This window comes from Acinetobacter sp. CE-15 (genome assembly GCF_051059255.1).
In the GTDB taxonomy this organism is placed as follows: Bacteria; Pseudomonadota; Gammaproteobacteria; order Pseudomonadales; family Moraxellaceae; genus Acinetobacter; species Acinetobacter guillouiae.
In genome coordinates, this window is sequence record NZ_CP192737.1 from 755,872 (window position 1) to 773,055 (window position 17,184).

General features: G+C 39.4%; 12 protein-coding genes and 8 tRNA genes. 14 read left to right on the top strand and 6 right to left on the bottom strand.

The window, feature by feature from the left end:
- Nucleotides 1–2 precede the first annotated feature (2 nt).
- From ACQ7EO_RS03600 to ACQ7EO_RS03615, 4 genes are all read left to right on the top strand, one after another.
- Nucleotides 3–539, top strand: coding sequence for a chemotaxis protein CheW (locus tag ACQ7EO_RS03600; protein WP_004723799.1), 537 nt, complete (start codon nt 3–5; stop codon nt 537–539).
- 42 nt (nt 540–581) lie between these two features.
- The gene (locus ACQ7EO_RS03605; protein ID WP_004817697.1) at nt 582–2,651 is read left to right on the top strand and encodes a methyl-accepting chemotaxis protein; all 2,070 of its coding nucleotides are present in this window, start codon (nt 582–584) and stop codon (nt 2,649–2,651) included.
- Nucleotides 2,652–2,796: 145 nt separating this feature from the next.
- Nucleotides 2,797–7,323 (top strand): Hpt domain-containing protein, encoded by a 4,527-nt coding sequence (locus tag ACQ7EO_RS03610; protein ID WP_434278897.1) that lies wholly within the window; start codon nt 2,797–2,799, stop codon nt 7,321–7,323.
- A gap of 8 nt (nt 7,324–7,331) precedes the next feature.
- Nucleotides 7,332–7,796, top strand: a complete 465-nt coding sequence (locus ACQ7EO_RS03615; RefSeq protein WP_004723795.1) for a hypothetical protein — start codon at nt 7,332–7,334, stop codon at nt 7,794–7,796.
- Between the two features lie 84 nt (nt 7,797–7,880).
- On the opposite strand, the gene dapE is transcribed toward ACQ7EO_RS03615, so the two are convergent.
- From dapE to ACQ7EO_RS03630, 3 genes are all read right to left on the bottom strand, one after another.
- Nucleotides 7,881–9,014: a succinyl-diaminopimelate desuccinylase gene (dapE, locus tag ACQ7EO_RS03620; protein ID WP_004723792.1), complete on the bottom strand. Its 1,134-nt coding sequence runs from the start codon at nt 9,012–9,014 to the stop codon at nt 7,881–7,883.
- Nucleotides 9,015–9,170: 156 nt separating this feature from the next.
- Nucleotides 9,171–9,311 carry an entericidin A/B family lipoprotein gene (locus tag ACQ7EO_RS03625; protein ID WP_004723791.1) on the bottom strand — a complete coding sequence of 47 codons (141 nt, stop codon included), beginning with the start codon at nt 9,309–9,311 and terminating at the stop codon, nt 9,171–9,173.
- 115 nt (nt 9,312–9,426) lie between these two features.
- Nucleotides 9,427–10,272, bottom strand: coding sequence for a DUF1853 family protein (locus ACQ7EO_RS03630; protein ID WP_434278898.1), 846 nt, complete (start codon nt 10,270–10,272; stop codon nt 9,427–9,429).
- A gap of 226 nt (nt 10,273–10,498) precedes the next feature.
- Here ACQ7EO_RS03630 and ACQ7EO_RS03635 point away from each other — a divergent pair, with 226 nt between their 5' ends.
- The 10 genes from ACQ7EO_RS03635 (at nt 10,499) to ACQ7EO_RS03680 (ending at nt 12,779) form a co-directional block, all read left to right on the top strand.
- A complete protein-coding gene (locus ACQ7EO_RS03635; protein WP_303577624.1) occupies nt 10,499–10,897 on the top strand; it encodes a YbaN family protein in 399 nt (132 codons plus the stop codon).
- A gap of 281 nt (nt 10,898–11,178) precedes the next feature.
- Nucleotides 11,179–11,254: transfer RNA gene (locus tag ACQ7EO_RS03640), tRNA-Val, on the top strand.
- Nucleotides 11,255–11,277: 23 nt separating this feature from the next.
- Nucleotides 11,278–11,354: transfer RNA gene (locus ACQ7EO_RS03645), tRNA-Asp, on the top strand.
- Nucleotides 11,355–11,398: 44 nt separating this feature from the next.
- Nucleotides 11,399–11,475, top strand: a tRNA-Asp gene (locus tag ACQ7EO_RS03650).
- A 72-nt stretch (nt 11,476–11,547) separates the two neighbouring features.
- Nucleotides 11,548–11,623, top strand: a tRNA-Val gene (locus tag ACQ7EO_RS03655).
- An 8-nt stretch (nt 11,624–11,631) separates the two neighbouring features.
- Nucleotides 11,632–11,708, top strand: a tRNA-Asp gene (locus tag ACQ7EO_RS03660).
- A gap of 107 nt (nt 11,709–11,815) precedes the next feature.
- Nucleotides 11,816–11,891: transfer RNA gene (locus ACQ7EO_RS03665), tRNA-Val, on the top strand.
- Between the two features lie 8 nt (nt 11,892–11,899).
- Nucleotides 11,900–11,976: transfer RNA gene (locus ACQ7EO_RS03670), tRNA-Asp, on the top strand.
- 184 nt (nt 11,977–12,160) lie between these two features.
- A tRNA-Val gene (locus ACQ7EO_RS03675) sits at nt 12,161–12,236 on the top strand.
- A 75-nt stretch (nt 12,237–12,311) separates the two neighbouring features.
- On the top strand, nt 12,312–12,779 hold the full coding sequence (locus tag ACQ7EO_RS03680) for a DUF2750 domain-containing protein (RefSeq protein WP_004817692.1): 468 nt from the start codon (nt 12,312–12,314) through the stop codon (nt 12,777–12,779).
- 33 nt (nt 12,780–12,812) lie between these two features.
- Here the strand turns inward: ACQ7EO_RS03680 and ACQ7EO_RS03685 are convergent, their stop codons facing one another.
- The 3 genes from ACQ7EO_RS03685 to ACQ7EO_RS03695 form a co-directional block, all read right to left on the bottom strand.
- Nucleotides 12,813–13,598 carry a YdcF family protein gene (locus ACQ7EO_RS03685; protein WP_314337706.1) on the bottom strand — a complete coding sequence of 262 codons (786 nt, stop codon included), beginning with the start codon at nt 13,596–13,598 and terminating at the stop codon, nt 12,813–12,815.
- A gap of 124 nt (nt 13,599–13,722) precedes the next feature.
- On the bottom strand, nt 13,723–16,371 hold the full coding sequence (locus tag ACQ7EO_RS03690; RefSeq protein ID WP_434278899.1) for a PepSY domain-containing protein: 2,649 nt from the start codon (nt 16,369–16,371) through the stop codon (nt 13,723–13,725).
- 159 nt (nt 16,372–16,530) lie between these two features.
- A complete protein-coding gene (locus tag ACQ7EO_RS03695) occupies nt 16,531–17,091 on the bottom strand; it encodes a YcxB family protein (RefSeq protein WP_004817689.1) in 561 nt (186 codons plus the stop codon).
- Between the last annotated feature and the right edge of the window lie 93 nt (nt 17,092–17,184).

The window sequence follows — 17,184 nt, forward strand, 5'->3', positions numbered from 1 at the left end:
GTATGGCAGCAAATGGATTTATCGAATTACTTCGATTGTCTAAGCGAGGAAATAAAAATTACGCTGACAATGAAAATGAAGTAAACCGATGGTCAGGCATTGCATTTGAAATGATGGGGCAATATTTTGTTGCGCCTTTGGGTGAGGTTTCAGAAGTTATTTATCCGCCAAAATACACACCCGTTCCCAATGTTCAGGGATGGGTGAGAGGTTTAGCGAATATTCGCGGACGGTTATTGTCAGTTTCTGATTTGGCTTTTTATTTAACGGGGCAAAGAAGCCAATTTCTACCTACTCAAAAAGTCTTATGTATTAGTCATAATGACCACTATGTTGGTCTGATCGTAGATCAGGTTTTGGGGATTCAACATTTTAATAAAAAAGGCTTTTTTTCTAAAAACAATCAATTAGAAGAAAACCTTCAAACCTATTGTCAGGGATATTTTCAGCAGCATAATCAGGCTTGGAATATATTCTTGTTTAGTCGTTTATTAAATGATCCTCAATACATGAATGCATCAGAAAAATTTATAAACTAGCTTTGACGCCTAATGAGAGTTAAGCGAATCGGGAGAAGCTGAATGGGCTTTAAACTAAAGAAGAAAAATACAGGGGATACTGCTCAAAAAAGTAGTTCAGGCGTATTAACCAAAACCAAATCAAAAATTGATGAATTTGCTAAGTTGTTTGGGGAAAGCGACAAATCAAAGCCATTTATTCAAATGGCAATTGCCAGCATCATCGTTGCGATTATTTTGCTTTTGGTTCTATTCTATACAGTTCCTCGAAATAACGACTTAACTCGTAGCTTGGGTGAATTAAAACTTTTATCACAGACCTTATCACGTCAAGCAACTGAAGCCACCGCATCGGGTTCGAAAGACTCAATTGATGCTTTAGTTGCATCGCAAAAGAAATTTAAAGAAAACTTAGATGTCGTCAAAGATATTCATGCGTCTTCAAAACAAGTGGAAGGCGTTGAAAAAACTTGGAAACAAGTTTCTGCTGATATCGACATGATTGCGACACACCAAAAAATCATTAACCAATTATATGACACCAACATTGCTGTTGCGGATGTGATCCCGGGCATGCAGGCGGAATATAACGCAATGGTTGATCAAATGGCACGTGACAACATGTCAAGTACACAGGTTGTTATCGCGAAAAACCAAGTATTCCTTGCAGAACGTATTTTACGTTCTATTGGTTCAGTATTAAGTGGTTCGGATAATACCCGTGCTTCAGCAGACGACTTTAATGCGGATACTGAAACATTTGGTACGTATTTAAATGCGCAACTCAATGGGAGTGCCGATTTAGGTGTAACACGTATTGATAAACCTGAACTACGTGAGTCTTTAGAAAGTATTAAAGCGGATTACAATGAAATTGTGCAATTGGCATCAACTTCTGTACTAAAGAACTCTGATCAGATTTTTAAAGTACGTCAGGCATCGTCAGACATCTTTGCGCAATCGGATAATTTATTAAAAGGTTTGGATCGACTTTCGGTAAATACTGGTGTGGGTACGATTTTACCTGCATTGATTTTACTTCTTGCTCTCGGCGCATTCTTATTTGCTGTATTTAAACTTCTTGGTTTACGTAGTGAGTCAGATAAAGTTCGTGTAACACGTTTACAAGACGAGTATGACCGTAACCAGAATGCGATTTTACGTTTACTTGATGAAATTGCCGATTTGGCAGATGGTGATTTAAGTTCGTATGCAACGGTATCGGAAGACTTCACTGGTGCAATTGCCGATTCGATTAACTTTGCGATTGACCAATTACGTGACCTAGTATCTCGAATTAATGACACTTCTCAAGAAGTTGCACAATATACGCAGAATACCCAACAGATTACCAACCAGTTGGCTGAAGCTTCTGAGCATCAGGCGCAAGAGATTGCAGGGGCATCAACAGCGATTAATGAAATTGCACAGTCAATTGACCACGTATCTGCAAATGCTGCTGAATCAGCAGAGGTAGCACAGCGCTCTGTACAAATTGCATCAAATGGTGCAGATGTAGTAAACCGTTCAATCGAAGGTATGGATACAATTCGTGAGCAGATTCAAGAAACATCTAAGCGTATTAAACGTTTGGGTGAGTCTTCTCAAGAGATTGGTAACATCGTATCGTTGATTAATGATATTGCCGACCAAACCAACATCTTGGCATTAAACGCAGCAATTCAGGCATCTATGGCCGGTGAAGCGGGTCGTGGTTTCGCCGTGGTTGCGGACGAGGTACAGCGTCTTGCTGAACGTTCAGCATCTGCAACCAAACAGATTGAAACACTGGTTAAAACCATTCAGACCGATACCAACGAAGCCGTAATTTCAATGGAACAAACCACCTCGGAAGTTGTGCGTGGTGCGAACCTTGCAAAAGATGCGGGTGTTGCCTTGGGTGAGATTCAAACAGTATCAAGTAACTTGGCTGGTTTGATTGAAAGTATTTCTGAGTCGGCGAAATTACAGTCTGCTTCAGCAGGTCATATTGCAAATACGATGAATGTCGTACAAGAAATTACTTCACAAACCACTGGTGCAACATTTGATACAGCCCGTTCGGTTTCTGAATTGGCAAGTATGGCGGATTCATTACGTCAATCAGTTTCAGACTTTAAACTGCCTGACTAAAACGATTGATACTTTATATATGTGCAATATCGACTGTAACAAGTGGCTATTGCACAGAATGGAACGCCTTCTAAAGCCATTCAACTTGACTGTATTTTGAAAGGTTTTAGTCCCAAAGACGGGAACTAACATAGAAGCCTGAGCTATGAAAGAAATATTAAAACATTTAGTGGAACACGTTACTTTACCTGAAGATGCGTATCTTGGTCAGGATGAGGAAATTTTAGAAATTTTTGTAGAAGAACTTGAAGAAATTTTTGAACAGCTACAAACCTCTCTTGATCGATGGCAACTCGAAGAGTTTAAAGATACCGAATTGGTCAATATTCGCCGTTATTTTCATACGCTTAAGGGGTCTGGGCGTATGGTGGGGGCTAAACGTTCTGGTGAACTTGCTTGGACTGTTGAAGATACATTAAATCGTATTATTACGAAAAATCTGGAACTTACTTCCGAGATTCAACACTATGTAAGTGCAGTATTTAATATTTATAAGTTCAAACTCTACTCAGAGTTTTTAAATCGAAAACCGCATCATTTAGATTTAGCACCTTTGGTATATTTGGGGCAACAGCTACAACAGAAACAAAGCTTAGAACCTGCTTTAGACGAGTTATTGGCATTATCAAATACACTGGATAATGAAAATGTCATTACTGGTTTGGAGATTGGTGAAGATACTGCAACAACAGAAGTAACCTCAATGACCACTCCGCATGTGGTTGATCTCGTTGCAGTTGGCTCTACAGATGCGACTGAAGAAGAAGTGGCAGTTGAATCGACTGTTGCAGATGATAGTTTAACCTCTGAAACCTTAGAAATCTTTGTTGAAGAGTCAGAGGAGCATCTGGCGGCAATTAAAGACTTTTTGCACTTAGAAGAACATACGCCTGATCAATATAATCGCTTGATTCGTGCCTTGCATACTTTGCGTGGCAGTTCTTCAATGGCGCATGTCAATGAGGTCTTTGAAGCAAGTGGTAAGGTCGAGCATTTATTTAAAGTATTGGTTCAAGAAGATACCGAGTCCTCAAAAAATGAAAATGCGCTACTGACTTACTATGCTGAATTTGTCAGTGATTATCTCTATGTTTTAAAGCTGAAAGGTAATCAAGCTGTTGAGCTACAAACCATTTATCAAAAATTTAATGATGCTTGGGAACGCTACGATTTCCAACATCAATATCAACATTCGCAAACGGGTTTAGTCACACAATTGGTTGATCTTGAGATCGATCTATTACTTGATGCCGAGTTTGAGTTTGATAAACGCGCCCAAGTTGAATATCCAGCATATTTCCAACAACTGGCTCAACAAGCGCAGATGTTGATAGATCATACCAATAATCGTGCTGCACAAGGCATTCATGATTTTAGTCTTGCTTTAAAAGATGGTTATGAACAAGTTATTCGCAAGCCTGATTTATTAAATACTGATTATGCTTTTGAAATGTTTTCTAAGGCCCATCAGGAATTTATTCATTTATTCGATACTTTGGCCTCAGGACAAAGAGTCAGCCTAAATGAATCAACACAAGCGATTTTGGCTGAGTTACATGACTATTTACATCAAGAAATTGACACTGGTGTTGCTGGTCAAATTGTTGAAACAAGGTCTGCGCTAGATACTCAACAGCAGCCAGATACAGTCTCAATGGCAGCGAACCCTGTTGAATCAGTAGGGAACTATGTACTGACGCAAATTAATCTGGATAAACAGAATATTGACTCAGAACATAGTCAACGTGAATTTGATGCTGATGTTCTCGATATTTTTATTGAAGAAGCCGACGAATTGTTGGTTGGAATGGACCATGACTTAAATACGTGGTCAAGCCATCCTGATGACACAACCGCATTAAACAATTTGATGCGTTATTTGCATACCTTAAAAGGTGGTGCAAATATGGTGCAAGCCACCCATATTGGTTTGATTGCGCACGAGTTGGAAACCATTTATGAACGCGTGATTAAAGGTCAACTCAAAGCAGAACCACACATTATTCAAGCGATTCGTTTAATTCAAGATGATGTGGCAGATCGTATTCAATTGATCCGTGAAAAATCAATTGATTATCCAGCTACTCATATTCTCAGTGTTTTACACAATATTGATCAGCAAGGTCCGATTGAAGCTGTTCAAGCATCAACTGCGGTTGAGCCACAATTTAGTCATGATGCAGTAGATTTACATGAACTTGAATATGTTGCAGATGATATCGTTTTAGCGATTGATCAAACTCCAGAACTGCTTGAAACTGAACCGTTGGATCAAGATCAACAACCTGCAATTGATGATGCTCAATTGTTTATAGATGCAAATCAAGATGCAGGTTTAGATCCTGTTGAAGTTGTTGCTCGAGAAACCTTTATTGAAGAAGCACGAGAGCTGATTGATGATGGTTTGAGCATCTTATCTCAATGGTTTGATCAGCGTAGCAACCGTAGTTTCCTTCTCCAATTACAACGTATTGCACACAGCTTAAAAGGCGGTGCAAAAATGGTGAAATTAGAAGAAGTGGCTGATATTGCATATGAATTAGAAAATGCATTTGAGCAATTTGGTTTACATAATTTTAACTCGAATGTTTATGATGGTTTATTGGAAAAAACCTTTCATTGGCTAGATGCTGCAATCTTTAAACATCACTATGATAATTTTGAAGGCTTAAAATCGAGCTTACATAGTATTGAATATGTTGATGTATCCGCACAGCTTCCAGAAAAACTATCTCGAACAAACTTAATCTTTGAGCAATCGATCAGTGAGTTTGTTCAAGGGGATGGTACAGAGCCACCGTCAATGTTGGGTGAATGGGATCTTTCACAAAAAACTGAATCCAACAATGAGATGATTCGTATCTCTGCGGATTTGGTTGAAAAAATGATTGACCTTTCTGGTGAAAACGCGATCAACCGTTCACGTATTGAGATGGATTTGGGGCAGTTAGGGAATACCCTGACTGATATGGAGTTGGCTATTCAACGTTTGGCAGATCAGCTACGCCGTATGGAAGGCGAGTTAGAAAGCCAAATCATTGCAAAACATGGCGATTTAAGCGCTCGCTATGCTGATTTTGACCCTTTAGAAATGGACCAATATTCATCTCTAAACCAGTTATCAAAATCGTTGGCTGAATCGGCATCTGACTTGGTTGATTTTAAGACCACGTTGGCTGAAAAGATTCGTGATACTGAAGGTTTATTGCTTCAGCAATCTCGTATTCAAGCTGAAATTCAGGAAAGCTTGATGCGTACTCGTCTGGTACCATTCTCAAGATTGCTGCCTCGATTACAGCGCTTGGTTCGCCAGACCTCTTCAACCGTGAATAAACCCACTGAACTTTTAGTCAATAATACTGAAGGGGAGTTGGATCGTAATATTCTGGAAAAATTAGTTTCACCGTTAGAGCATATGTTGCGGAATGCGATTGACCACGGGATTGAAGATGCTGAACAACGTCAGAAATCGGGCAAAGCGTTGACTGGTCGAATTGATTTGAATATTAGTCGTCAAGGTACGGATGTACTTGTCTCGTTTAAAGATGATGGTAAAGGAATTGATCCAAAAGTTATTCGTGATAAAGCAATCGAAAAAGGCTTAATCAAAACGGATCAACAGTTAGAGCCTGAGGAAATCCTACAGTTTATTTTCCATCCTGGTTTTAGTACAGCACAGCAAGTGACACAAATCTCTGGTCGTGGTGTTGGCTTGGATGTTGTGCAAAGTGAAATTAAATCACTTGGTGGACAAGTGAGTGTCAGTTCTGAGTTGGGGCATGGTTCAACCTTTACGATTACCGTACCTACAACAGTTGCGGTCAGCGATGCCTTGATGGTGAAAGTCGGTGATCAGCAATTTGCAGTCCCATTATCGCAAATTGATCGTATTGTTCGAATTTCACCAGCCGCTTTGGAAGAATATTTTGAAACTCAAAATGACTATTTTGATATCGATTTCCAAAGCTATAAGCTACGTTATTTGGGTGAGTTTACCTCGAATCAAGTCACTCCACGGTTACATGGGCTTGCACATTCATTACCAGTGTTGTTGATCAAGGGAAGCTTGGGGCAATCGATTGCCATTCTGGTTGATCAGTTAATTGGTTCGCGTTCACAAATTGTGGTTAAACCGATTGGTAAGCAGTTTGCTACCATCAATGCAATTGCGGGTGCAACTATTCTGGGTGATGGTCAGGTGTGTTTGATTCTGGATGGGCAAAATATTGCACGACAAGTTCAAGCATCTACCCGTGGTAGTGCTGAACATCTTCAACATGATAAACAACGTCATCGTGATCAACGCCGTTTGATTATGATCGTGGATGACTCAGTTACCGTTCGTAAGGTTACTTCACGTTTGCTCGAACGCCAAGGTTTCGATGTGATTACTGCGAAAGATGGTGTGGATGCGATTGAGCAACTTGAAAATGTCAAACCAGACTTGATGTTACTGGATATTGAAATGCCACGAATGGATGGTTTTGAAGTCACCAACTTGGTTCGCCACCACGAAATTCACCGCGATTTGCCAATCATCATGATTACGTCAAGAACAGGTGAAAAACATCGTGAACGGGCATTTAGCTTAGGTGTGACAAATTATATGGGTAAACCATTCCAAGAAGCTGATTTATTGGAAAATATTGAAGCTTTGTTGACGGTTAAATAGGAACGCTCATGACAAAGAATATTGAAAAATCTGCAATTGATAAAATTAGCACACGGGAATTACAGCATTTAATTACGGTGTCTACTGGGTTTATTGATGCATATATTATTGATTGTTATGATAAAGCGCCAATGTTATTACCCCAAAATGTGGTGCTTTCTGCTCAGAATAGTCCAACCTATGTCAATGTCGTGGAATGGCATGAAAAGAAGTTGCCGACATTTAGTGTCAGTGATCCTAAAAAGACCTTGGGTGTCGCACTGATCATTGAAGGGGAAGATGCAGATGAGCGTTTTGCCTTGATGTGCAATGAAATGCCAAGTTCGATACGGCTACGGATTTCAGAGGTGGTTGACGCAGAGGATAGCATCAAAGATAAGACGATTTTACAATATGTGAAAATTGGCGATAAGACTTATCATGTGCCGGATTTGGATCAAATCCAGTTACAGATTGGGATAAAGAAGACTTGATCTGTAATGCTTTCAAAGCTTATCTGTAAAAAAGGACGCATTTGCGTCCTTTTTTACTCAGTTACTCAGTGAGAATCGCTCAACTTAAGCGAGTAATTCGACTAAGATTTGTTCGTAAATTTCAGCCAAAGGCTCTAATTCAGCAATATTCACATGCTCATTAATTTGATGAATCGTCGCGTTTAAAACACCTAATTCAAGCACTTGAGCGCCTGTCGGTGCAATAAAACGACCATCAGAAGTTCCACCACTGGTTGAAAGCTCTGTCTCTGTTCCTGTCACATTTTTAATTGCAGTTCGTGCAGCATTAACCAATTCACCGACTGGGGTTAAGAAGGGCAAACCTGATAACGTCCACTCAATATCATAATCAACATGATGACGATCTAAAATCTCAAGAACACGTAATTTGAGTTGATCTGCTGTCACTTCAGTTGAGTAACGGAAGTTAAAGGTAACGGTCATCGTGCCTGGTACAACATTGGTTGCGCCTGTACCTGCTTGAATATTGGAAACTTGGAATGAAGTCGCAGGGAAGTATTCATTGCCATTGTCCCATACCGTATCACAGAGTTCAGCTAAGGCTTTTGACGCGGTATGAATGGGGTTGATGGCTAAATGTGGGTAGGCAACATGGCCTTGTTTCCCTTTTACTGTTAACACTGCATTTAATGAACCACGACGGCCATTTTTTACGATATCGCCCAGCGTATCTGTACTTGAAGGCTCACCGACAAGGCACCATGTCATTTTTTCATTACGTGCTTCTAAAGTTTCGACAACTTTAACCGTACCATTGATAGAAGGACCTTCTTCATCAGAGGTGATTAAAAAAGCAATAGAACCTTTATGGTTGGGATGATTCTTTACAAAACGTTCAGATGCAACCACCATTGCAGCCAATGCTGTTTTCATATCAGCACTACCACGACCATAGAGTTTGCCATCACGAATTTCAGGAAGGAATGGATCAGACTCCCATGCATCAAGATGACCTGTAGGCACAACATCGGTATGACCTGCAAAACAGAAAACTGGAGATGCCGTTCCGCGTCTTGCCCAAAGATTATCAACATCTTCAAAACGCATATTTTCAATATTAAAGCCAATAGCAGACAGACGATCTGCCATGATGGTTTGGCAGGTATGGTCTATAGGTGTCACAGAAGGCTGGCGAAGAAGTTGTAAACTCAGTTCTAAGGTATCCGAATGATTCATGGACATTGATCAAGTAAGTAAATTGAACAATATAATAGAGGAAGATAAAACCGAATGAAAACCTTAAAGCTTGAGAAAGGATAAAACTATTTAAATTGGCATTAAAAAAGCCTTATCTATTGAGATAAGGCTTATGTTGTAGAATGAAGTTGATACTTACAATTTATTTTCAACTTTTTCTGCAGAATTCGTAACAGCATCCCCCGCTTTAGATACATCCTTACCAACACCTTTAAATGTGTTGCAACCAGCTAAAACAAAAGCGAATAACATTGAAACTGCTAAAATTTTTTTCATTACTATCTCCGTGTTTCACGCGTTAATTAGAATTTTAGTATACGAGTATCAGGTTAATATATCGTTATGTTTTTATGAGTGGATTGGTTAATCCATGTATAAGAAACGTGAATAATTAAGCATTTATGTCAAAGAAAAGCGCCAGAGGAGCTTGGCGGTACATATAAAATTGCAGGCTATTTTTATTATGATATAAACCATTACACCAAAATTGGGCAGCAGCTGAACTTTGTTTTAGATCTGGGCAAATCCATTCATGCCGTTGTAGACGGTAAAAATCTTTTGCAATGTGATGTCCCCATTGACCCAATCGACGTTGCGTGTTGATCCATGAGGGCGGTGCAACATCGTCTTTATTGTCAGGCAGATAAAGCTGTCCTTTCATCACAGCCAGTTTCTTTTCAATTTTAAGATCTAAAGCCTCGGTAAATTGAAATTGTTTTTCTGAGAAATGATTCAGTTTTCGTAAAAGGGTGTCGCTACGATTTAGACCATACCAATGCTTTAAGTGTAAGTTTGATTCGCCTAAATAGTACTTTAAAGCAACTTCCCAATGCTCGATCTGTTTTGTGGCCTGATTACGAACAAGGAAATCAATTTCGCCTAATGTATTCTTTGCTTCAATAATTTGGATACTATGCTGAATCAGTTGATAGTGTTGATTGGCTTCATCTTGTAACCAGAACCAAAATAAATATTCAAAACGTAAACCTAAACGTGTGCTTTTAAGCTGTTGTACAAATTCAATGAGTGGGGTGGGGTCGTGATCGAGTTGATCTAAGCGTGTTTGAAAATCTATATATTGTTGTTGCCAAAATGCCGAGGTGTGTACTTCAAAACGATTTTTAATTTCTAATTCATCAGGCAGATGTTGAATAATATTGGGACTGGCAATGCAAAAAGCCAATTGACGAACAATAGGGTGTTTGTACTTTAACCAAGGTTCAAAGTAGTCTGTCATTGTATGCTGTCCTAAACTGAAGACTCACTCAGTTTATTTTTAAGAAAAGGTCTTTAGCGTGTTGAGATTCAAGCAAATAAGTGGATAAACATGCAAGCTCAATTTTGACTGTATTGGAAATGATGAACACCGTGATTTTAAAATACAATGATTTCAATTGATTTAAAATATACTGGCAAAATCATTTGGGCGGTATACTAGTCGAATGGGCAGATTGAGTTAATCTATGAAAGTTTTGTTTTGGCGAACATTGGTGATTGTTTTTATTGTACTCGGGTTTATTGGGGCAATATTACCGGGAATGCCAACGACAGTTTTCCTCATCTTGGCCGCTTGGGCGGCATCAAAAGGTTGGCCACAGGTTGATGCTTGGTTACTCAATCATCCAAAATATGGTGCAACGCTTCGTGCTTGGCGTGAAAATGGGACTGTGCCACGTAAAGCAAAGTGGATCGCCAGTATTATGATGTTGATCAGTGGGGTGATCATGTTATTCACCAATGCGCCACTGGCTGTGAAGATTTTTACCGATGTGACCATGTTGATTGTGGCTATCTGGCTTTGGTTGCGCCCTGAACCAAAACCTATTGTAAAAAATCTGAATGAAATGGATAAATTCGAATAGCCTTCATTCGATGTTTTGATCATTCAGTACTGAATATTTTATTAAGTTTATAGCAAATAGATAATAGGGTTAAAATATTGATTAAATGATCTACTCAATTTAATTAAAATATGGGTTTGAATATTTTATAAATAGATAAATAATAAACAAAAAACACCAATTTAAACTAAAATGATCTATTTTTTAATCACTCAAACCTAAAATAGGTAAAACATCGAGAAAAGCGTTTGACACTCAGTAAAGATTCTCTATAATGCACCTCACAAACGATGAAGTCGTTAGGGCGCTTAGCTCAGTTGGTAGAGCGTCTGCCTTACAAGCAGAATGTCGGCGGTTCGATCCCGTCAGCGCCCACCAAGCTTTAACGTTGAATTTTTAGTGCAGCGGTAGTTCAGTTGGTTAGAATATCGGCCTGTCACGCCGAGGGTCGCGGGTTCGAGTCCCGTCCGCTGCGCCACTTAAATTTAATCATCGTATGTATAGCAATTCATTTGTTAAAGTGCAGCGGTAGTTCAGTTGGTTAGAATATCGGCCTGTCACGCCGAGGGTCGCGGGTTCGAGTCCCGTCCGCTGCGCCACTTTAGAATGATTTTGCAGTGACATGTAATACTGAATTAGAGTCTAAATAGTTTTTTATTTATTCTAGTTTAGGGCGCTTAGCTCAGTTGGTAGAGCGTCTGCCTTACAAGCAGAATGTCGGCGGTTCGATCCCGTCAGCGCCCACCATATACAATGCAGCGGTAGTTCAGTTGGTTAGAATATCGGCCTGTCACGCCGAGGGTCGCGGGTTCGAGTCCCGTCCGCTGCGCCATTTATCTTATTTCCTGAGATCAAGATATTTGGATGTATAAGAATTTGAAAGGGAATATTGTTTTCTTTTATGTTCTGATAAAGTAATATTGTGATGATCCTCACTCAGGGCGCTTAGCTCAGTTGGTAGAGCGTCTGCCTTACAAGCAGAATGTCGGCGGTTCGATCCCGTCAGCGCCCACCATATACAACGCAGCGGTAGTTCAGTTGGTTAGAATATCGGCCTGTCACGCCGAGGGTCGCGGGTTCGAGTCCCGTCCGCTGCGCCATTTATCTTTTTTCCTGAGATCAAGATATTTGGAATGGTAAGAATTTGAAGTTTTTGATTTTTAAAGATCAAACATTATAGACTTCATATCGCTTACTCCCCATCTTTAGGATAGAACTTAAGATTAAATCATCGATTTTCTTATAGGTTCAAACAGAGTAAACAACTTTGTTTATCCACACTCAGGGCGCTTAGCTCAGTTGGTAGAGCGTCTGCCTTACAAGCAGAATGTCGGCGGTTCGATCCCGTCAGCGCCCACCACATTTTCCAATCTAGTTATTTGTTTAGAACTTCTGTATAATATATAAGCATAAGTATTTTAAAAATAAATTTTCTATGCGAAATCCATATCAACGTAAAGCTGCATCTTCAACTCAAAAAAACTCAGTCCAAACCCTAGACCAATACAAACATTTTGTCGAAATGATTGTTTCACAAACCAAGGTTTTTGTTCTTTATGATGATGGCTGGGCTTTGTGCGCATCACCGACAGGGCAACAGTCTTTAGCTGTTTGGCAAAGTAAAAATTTGGCACAACTTCTGATTAAAGATAACTGGAGCCGTTACGAAGTACAAGAAGTTGAACTCATTGTTTTTATTGAACAGATGATTCCTTTTATCAAACAAAATAATACCGCAATTTCTATAAATTTAACCCCTGAAGGGCGGAATATTTTAGTTTCGACAAATAAATTTTTACTCGATATCAAAAATTATTTATATCAGATGTATACGACTCAACCTGAGTTATTTCAAAACAATAAACGCTTACCGTTACCACGTAAAATTCGCTTACATCAGTAACGCTGTACAAACAATGATATGGCTTTCTGTACCTTAATATTCACCGAGCACCCAACCGCTAATATAAGCAAAATACTCTCTTAACCATGCGTTATAGCGTGTCGTGAGTGGAGTTTTAGCCCCTACAGTAATGAAGTTGTGATAGCCTTGCTTTCTGGCGATTGCTGCGGCACGTAAGGTGTGAAAATCACTGGTCACAATCGCAATTTTAGAGTCTAAAGTTAAACCATGCGCTTTTAAAATCGCTTGGCTATTTTTTAGATTTAAGTCAGTACTGGTACTTTTATTTTCTTGTAGGATTCTACTGGCTTGGATTTGCATATGCTCTTGTAAATATTGCGACATAATTTCTGCTTCAGGTTTTTCTTCACCAAAATCTAAACCACCACTGACAATGATCAAAGCTTGTGATTGTTGTTTTGCAATTTCACCGGCTTGATCTAAACGTTTTGCCAGGGTCGGTGAGGCTTTTCCTTGGGTAATGCCGCTGCCTAACACAATAATGGCTTGTAGATTATTTTCTGCTGTATTTTGTTGGGATTTTAAGTGGATGTAACCAAAGAAGCCGATTAAGCTGACTGACCAAAGTGTAAATAGAACCCATCCTAAGCGCCAGATTTTCTTTAACTTTAAGTGTTGGGCCAAATACTGCTGAATGTGTTGGCTCCATAGCGCTGTAGTGATAAAGACTAAGCCAATCAGCAAAGGGAGTATTGTTCCTAAGTGGATTTTTTTATATAAAATTAAAATAAATCCATCGAGGAATAAGACAAATCCCAGCAAAAAAAAGACAATGCGGAAGAGTTTATTGTTATACATGGGTGAAAACAAATCATTAAAAATTAGTCTAATTCTAAACGAAATCTGTGCATTTATTATATATGAATCAAAAAAAACCGAGCAATTGAGCTCGGTTTTGGCGGGTAAATTTATTCAATAGACCCTAATAAACATCACGACGATAACGACCATCTAAACGTAATTGTTCAACGGTGTCTTCTCCAAGGATAGCAATTAAAGCGAGATCAACATCAGTCGCCATACCATTGATACTGCCACAGACATAGATTACCGCATCATTGGCCACCCATTTTTTCAGTTCTTCGGCATGATCACGCAGTTTATGATGTACATAAATTTTTTCAGTTTGATCACGAGAGAAAGCTAAATCAATACGTTTTAGCATTGCTGTATTTTGCCAAGCTTGAATTGTATCTTTAAAGAAATAATCGTTTGCTTGTTGGCGTTCACCGAAAATCAACCAGTTTTCAGTATAGTCCATACGGACACGCGCATGAATCAAACTCATTAATCCCGCAATCCCGGTACCATTTCCGATGCAGATAATCGGGCGGTTATCGGTAATTAAATGGAAAGATTCATTATTCCGAATTCTTAACGCAATTTTATCACGCAATTGCACATGTTCTGTCAGCCAACCAGAACCGAGACCAAGCTCACCTTGAGGATTTTGTTGCTGACGAACCACCAAACGCAACACTTGCTGACTTGGAATACTGGCAATCGAATACTCACGAGTTGGTAGCGTAGGGAGTTGCTGGAGTAAGTGTTCCATATTGGCAAAAGGTTCAATAGCAACGGTTAAATCGCGATTCCAAAGCGCTTCTTGAATGCTTTGTTCGAGTGAATCCACTTTTGTCTCTGCATGAACTTGATATTTATCCAAGAACAATTGAATACGTTCTGGACTATTTCCCGTTTGAATTTCAGCAATATCACCTGCTTGCCAAGCTGTATCATAGCTGGCTTGTAATTCAAGATTAAATGCGGGTGCGCCTAAGCTGTTTGGATTGAGTAATTCTCGTTTTGTTAGACGCCATTGATCAAAAACTTTATCAATAGACATTGTTTGTAGATCGAGTTTTGTGGCTTTTGCTAAAGCATCATTCCAATGTTGGATATCTGCATTATTGCCATTATTGACTTCAAGCGTAGCAAACAATTGTTGCGCACCAGATTGTTTTAACCATGCGTCTATGCGATGCCCAAAGCTACAATAGGTCTCAGGATAGTCTTGTGAACCCAATGCTAGAACCGCATATTTTAAATGTGAAAGATCCAATGATGTAGCCATGAGCTTTTTCTCAAAGTGCGAGGCTAAGTCAGGTGCTTCACCTGTACCATAGGTACTTGCAATCAAGAGAATCTGTTTGGCTTGCTTGAGATCATCTTCAGAGAGTTGTTGTACAGCTTTTACCGTTGTTGGCTGATGGGCTTCTTGTAGACTGGTTGAGGTGCGCCATGCCAATTGCTCAGACATTCCTGTTTGAGAGGCATAAGCAATTAACCAAGGTGTTGCATTTGGATCAATTTGAATTGCTGAACCCGCTTGTTTTGCAGCAAGGGTGAGTCGCTTTTGCTTACGACGTTTTAAATACAGCATCCATCCCGTAACAAAAAATAATGGCATTGCCAATGCTGCAAGCATTGCGATGAATTGAAAAACTGGGCCAAAGAAACTACCACGGTGCACAGGGAGCATACTTCCCATGATTTTTTCATTGAGTGGTTTGCTTTCGTATAAGTCTAATTTTTCAATTTGTGCAGTTTGATAGTTATAGGTTGCTTTATTTCGTGCACGCTCATGTTGTGGAATAGCATCAACAAAGGTGAGTTCAACTTTACCATCTGGCTTTTTAGGAATCGAAACAGTCAGGGTCGAATAGTCACGTTTAATTTGAGCATTAAACCCATTCCATGTTTGAGTAAGTACATGTTGAATTTGTTCTGGTTTTAAACCTTCTTTATTCTCATGCTTATTTTCACGGTCTGGCTGTTGATGACCTGTCGTTGGATTTTGCTTTTCGCCACGTTGTTGTGGTTGTTGTTGAGGATTGCCCGAAGCCCCTTGACGTCCTTGACCTTCTCCACCGCGTGCCGCTTGCATTTCAGGCTGAGGTCGTTCAACCCCCATTACTTTAAACATACCATTACGCCACCAGTCATACGACCAATACAGCCCTGTACATGCTAAAAGTAAATAAAAGATCACCACCCACGTTCCGACAACTGCATGTAGATCCCAAAGGAAATTACGACCTTTGAGTTTAGGCTTAATGGCAAACCATTGTTTAAAAGAATGCTTTTTCGGCCAGCGTAAATAGAGGCCACTGAGTACAAAGAAAATTAACATCAAGGTACTGGCGCCAGTAATTTGTTTACCGACTTCACCCACAGTTAAGTTACGATGCAGTTGCTGTATAAATTGAAAAAAATCTTTGCCTTTCACTTCTGGAAGAACTTCGGCCGTGTAAGGGTTTACCATCATGGTATAACCTCTACGTGCGCCTTCTTTGACAATATTAATGTTTGAAGCTTCTTCAGCGGCTTTCGCGACAGTAATACTGTTGATCTTCATTTCAGGGTTTTGGGTTTGGAAATGTTGATAAATTTCAGCAGGCGTGAGTTTTGCCTGATTTTCAACTTTTACCGTGTAGCTGTCTGGATTTAACCATCTTTGAATAGGTTGTTCATAAGAATAGATTGCACCAGTCACTCCCATAATTGAGAGAATTAAACCAGCCGTAATCCCTAGAAACCAGTGAATTTGAAAAAAAATCTTTTTAAACATGGCAATGCAAAGGGCAGAATATTTTTGATAGCAAATTATAGCTGAATAAATCGGAGAGATAATGAATTTTGCAGATAATATTTATTCTCATTATCATTTTTATTAAAATAGCGAAGTACAAAAAAACCTCCAAAAATGGAGGCCTTTTAAAATTTTAAATTAAAGTGTCTTGGGTTCACCAACAACTTCTTTTAAATGTTTACGCAGTGTTTCAAAGGGAAAATTCTTGCTATCCATACGTTTAGGTAGAATATATGCGCCTTGTTGGCCTTTCACTTTAAAGTTTACCAGTAAGAATTCAGGGGTGTTGTACCATTCATAAATGTCTTTCCAAGCCACGGTTCCAACACCTTCTTGTACACCCATTTGTTGACGCATCACAATACCACTTGGCTGTACACCTAATTTTACACCTTTGATTTCCTGAACTGGAAATTCATTCATCTTGCGTTTTACATACCATTCAAGACCGAATTTGCGAACCAAAAGATAGATAGCAACTGCAGCAAGAACCACCCAAAAAATAATGGTTGAATAGTTTTTAATTAAAGCGATGCCAAGTAATGAGAGTATGACTGCTACACCCATGATTGCCCAAGCTTTAATCCCAATTTTATTGGTACTACGCCAAATTGCAAGTTGAGCGCCGCGTTGTTCGGCTTCCGAAACTTCGTACGGAACAGGTTGTAAGGTATAAGCGTAAATATTCTTGGCAGTCATAGTGTCAGTAATGTATGTAAATCTAGTCAGAGTTTAGCACTAAATCTCAAGATTTAGTGCACCTATTGTACCAAATAACGATGCAATTTTGAT

Excerpts from the sequence above, each read along its gene's own strand:
- ACQ7EO_RS03600 (WP_004723799.1), top strand. The coding sequence starts at position 3 with ATGGCAGCAAATGGATTTATCGAATTACTTCGATTGTCTAAGCGAGGA.
- ACQ7EO_RS03605 (WP_004817697.1), top strand. The coding sequence starts at position 582 with ATGGGCTTTAAACTAAAGAAGAAAAATACAGGGGATACTGCTCAAAAA.
- dapE (WP_004723792.1), bottom strand. The coding sequence starts at position 9,014 with ATGAATCATTCGGATACCTTAGAACTGAGTTTACAACTTCTTCGCCAG.
- ACQ7EO_RS03635 (WP_303577624.1), top strand. The coding sequence starts at position 10,499 with ATGAAAGTTTTGTTTTGGCGAACATTGGTGATTGTTTTTATTGTACTC.
- ACQ7EO_RS03615 (WP_004723795.1), top strand. The coding sequence starts at position 7,332 with ATGACAAAGAATATTGAAAAATCTGCAATTGATAAAATTAGCACACGG.
- ACQ7EO_RS03685 (WP_314337706.1), bottom strand. The coding sequence starts at position 13,598 with ATGTATAACAATAAACTCTTCCGCATTGTCTTTTTTTTGCTGGGATTT.
- ACQ7EO_RS03610 (WP_434278897.1), top strand. The coding sequence starts at position 2,797 with ATGAAAGAAATATTAAAACATTTAGTGGAACACGTTACTTTACCTGAA.
- ACQ7EO_RS03680 (WP_004817692.1), top strand. The coding sequence starts at position 12,312 with ATGCGAAATCCATATCAACGTAAAGCTGCATCTTCAACTCAAAAAAAC.
- ACQ7EO_RS03695 (WP_004817689.1), bottom strand. The coding sequence starts at position 17,091 with ATGACTGCCAAGAATATTTACGCTTATACCTTACAACCTGTTCCGTAC.
- ACQ7EO_RS03690 (WP_434278899.1), bottom strand. The coding sequence starts at position 16,371 with ATGTTTAAAAAGATTTTTTTTCAAATTCACTGGTTTCTAGGGATTACG.
- ACQ7EO_RS03625 (WP_004723791.1), bottom strand. The coding sequence starts at position 9,311 with ATGAAAAAAATTTTAGCAGTTTCAATGTTATTCGCTTTTGTTTTAGCT.
- ACQ7EO_RS03630 (WP_434278898.1), bottom strand. The coding sequence starts at position 10,272 with ATGACAGACTACTTTGAACCTTGGTTAAAGTACAAACACCCTATTGTT.